Consider the following 3034-nt stretch of genomic DNA (forward strand, 5'->3'; position numbering starts at 1 on the left):
GCCCATGTAAGGGAAGGGTTCAGCAGGCGGAGCCATTCATAGGCCTGCTCCGGCGGCGAATGGAGGTCCAGCTCCTGACGGAGCGACAGATTCACCTGGAAGACGTCCCCTTCGCGAATGTACTGCTGGATGGCCCGCACAGCCTGCTCAAAGGATTCCTGCGGGAATCCGGTGCGCAGCTGCGGCCACTCCTGCCGTGGAGACAGCTCCTCCGCCTGCTTTCGCCGCCGGTCCGCTTCGGCCTGGATCCCGTCGTCCAGGTTCACCATGGACAGCCACAACGACTGCATGGACCGGGCACGCTCGGCAGCCTCCTCGTAAAGAACACCCAGCCTTTGCCCGATCAGATCCCTGTCCAGCCCTTCTGCATCAAAATGCACATGGACCGTGCAGTACACCTTCCGGCTGTCTGCATCATGTACCCACAACTCTTCCATCCGCATCCACAAATAATCAGGGAATGCCGGAAGATCGGCCGCGGTGGACGGCAGATTTCAAGGGAACGAACGATGTCATACCCTAGAAAACCAACGCATCCTCCAAGAAGGGGCGGCAAATCTGGATCCGGCTGCTGGGGAGCCCGGTACGGCGCCATCCACCGCTGCAGCACCTGCAGCGGACTTCCGTCCACCTTCTCAGTCGCCCCGCTCAGCAGGTGCGTCACGACGCCACCGTGATCTTTTCCGTGAAGAACCGACACCGGCCGCAGCCCCAGGTAGGTATACCGCCCCTCTTTACCGCTCTCGAGTACGAAGGAATAGGGCGAAGCCTGTTCCCAGGCCGACGTCCAAGCCGCCGGGAGCTCCCCTTCTTCCTGCCGGTCCCATCCTCTCGACGACAGCACATATGGAAACATCGTAATGCCCTCTGCGGCCCAAGTCATCCATTGATCCAAGGTGATCAAACCGCTCTCGTTTCTTTTCATTTTCTGATCCCCTTTTAGTAACAAGACCCGTCTATTGGTTGTCAGTATACTTGGAGTCGGCAGGTTTGAAAAGACTTTTTCCAAAAAGATGCCTGATTTGGCTGCCAATGAGCGGCTGCATGAACAAAAAAAACCTGCAGCCGGATAGACCGGCAGCAGGGGCGAGAGTTTTTACAATGTATAAGACGCTAATTACGCCTCAAAGTTATACAGCGGTGTGCTCAAATAGCGTTCGCCGTTACTTGGGATGACTACCACGACACGTTTGCCTTTACCGAGCTCTTTGGCCACTTTAAGTGCGGCGAACACGGCAGCGCCGGAAGAAATACCGGACAGGACGCCTTCTTCTTTGGCGATACGGCGCGCCGTTTCAAAGGCTTCGTCGTTCTCCACGTGAATGATTTCATCGTAGATGTCACGGTTAAGGATATCCGGAATAAAGTTGGCGCCCAGACCTTGAATTTTGTGCGGTCCTGGTTTGCCTCCTGCCAGAATTGGAGAAGCCGCAGGCTCAACAGCCACGATCTTGATGTCAGGGAAGCGGTTCTTCAGCACTTCGCCGGCACCGGAAATCGTTCCGCCCGTTCCGATTCCTGCCACGAAGGCGTCGAGGGAGCCGCCGATGGATTCAATCGCTTCCACAATTTCCGGACCCGTCGTTTCGCGGTGAATCTTCACGTTGGCCGGGTTTTTGAACTGCTCAGCCATGAAATAATCCGGATTTTCCTTCACGATTTCTTCGGCCTTCTTAACGGCACCGTTCATGCCTTCAGCTCCCGGTGTCAGAACCAATTCTGCACCGTAGGCGCGAAGCAGGTTGCGGCGCTCAAGGCTCATCGTTTCAGGCATGACGATCACGGCTTTGTAGCCTTTGGCTGCAGCTACCATAGCCAGACCGATACCGGTGTTGCCGCTTGTCGCTTCCACAATCGTACCGCCAGGCTTCAGAAGGCCGTCCTTCTCCGCTTGTTCGACGATGCTGATCGCAATCCGGTCCTTAACGCTGGAGCCCGGATTTTGATATTCCAGCTTCAAGTAAATTTCCGCGCTGTCTTCCGGTGCAAGCCGGTTCAGCCGGACAAGGGGTGTTCCTCCGATTAATTCCGTTACGTTGTTGACGACCTTAGCCATAGGTAAATCCTCCCTGTTTATAATGAATTTGATGAATAACTGCTGTATACAAAATTCTAGAAAGAGAATCTGGCTGGCTTGGATCAAACTATATCCGAGTAAATAAGTAGGTATTTATACCTTCATCTTATCAACCTTCCACCTCAATGTCAATACGAACCCGGACGTAAGGCCTGGTTGTAAACAAAGAAAACATCCTGAAAACTATGTAAGCCAGGGCTCATAATCTTGCCTGCCGCTTCTGTCGTTTCAGGATGCTTTGGATGGCGATATTTTGATCAAAATTTTGGCGTCATATTTGTTTCTCAACTGTTCTTCCAGCTGCGAAAGGGGAACAGCCTCGCTTAGGGCCAGCTGTTTGCGGGCCTCCCGAATAATCTCCTCGCTGCTCTTGGTACTGCCGTTCTCCACGCTGATCAGCTGGACGACCGCATATCCGTCAGACAGCCGTACCGGACCCGCTGCGTCCCCTGGCTTCAGGGTTGAGGCTGTCTGCAGTACTTCCGGAGCAATAAAAGGATCATCCTCTTCCACCGTCCCCAGGTCACCGCCTTGATCGCGTGTAAATTCATCCAGGGAGTACGCTGCCGCCAGCGTGCCGAAATCCTCTCCCTGCTGCAGGCGGTCAAGCACCCGATTCGCCTCATCTTCGGTATCCGTCTGAATCCAGGCAAGATGATAAGCCTTCTTGGCTGCAAACTCCTCTTGATGCTGATCGATATAACGCTGTACCTCCGCATCCGTGATGCGAATTCCTGCAGTTGCGATCTTTTGCAGTGTGAGACGGTACTCAGTTTCCGCCCGGATTTCCTCGGGAGTCAGGTTCAGCTGGTCGGCCATCTCCCGGTAATAGTCGTCCGGGGAAGCGTAACCCTGCATTTCCCGGTTAATCTCCTTCGTCACTTCCTCCGGGGTCACCTTAATTTTCAGGGACTGGGCTTCCGCATATACCGCCTTGTGATTCAGCATCTGCGTCAA

General features: G+C 54.4%; 3 protein-coding genes and 1 pseudogene. All 4 read right to left on the reverse strand.

What is annotated here, in order from left to right:
• Nucleotides 1-380: pseudogene (locus CPT76_RS07170) on the reverse strand (chorismate-binding protein); the annotation flags it as partial.
• Nucleotides 344-925, reverse strand: a complete 582-nt coding sequence (locus CPT76_RS07175) for a hypothetical protein (RefSeq protein ID WP_105442419.1) — start codon at nucleotides 923-925, stop codon at nucleotides 344-346. The gene CPT76_RS07175 and the pseudogene CPT76_RS07170, both read right to left, overlap by 37 nt.
• A gap of 192 nt (nucleotides 926-1117) precedes the next feature.
• Entirely contained in the window at nucleotides 1118-2056 is a 939-nt protein-coding gene (gene cysK / locus CPT76_RS07180; RefSeq protein ID WP_105442420.1) for a cysteine synthase A, read from the reverse strand.
• Between the two features lie 249 nt (nucleotides 2057-2305).
• Nucleotides 2306-3034, reverse strand: a 729-nt coding sequence (locus CPT76_RS07185; RefSeq protein WP_105442421.1) for a peptidylprolyl isomerase, incomplete at its 5' end; no start/stop codon positions are given.

The sequence above is a fragment of the Paenibacillus sp. AR247 genome (assembly GCF_002968895.1).
Lineage (GTDB): Bacteria > Bacillota > Bacilli > Paenibacillales > Paenibacillaceae > Paenibacillus_AQ > Paenibacillus_AQ favisporus.

Bases quoted from the DNA above. Each gene is read 5' to 3' on its own strand.
- CPT76_RS07175 (WP_105442419.1), bottom strand. From the start codon at position 925: ATGAAAAGAAACGAGAGCGGTTTGATCACCTTGGATCAATGGATGACT.
- cysK (WP_105442420.1), bottom strand. From the start codon at position 2,056: ATGGCTAAGGTCGTCAACAACGTAACGGAATTAATCGGAGGAACACCC.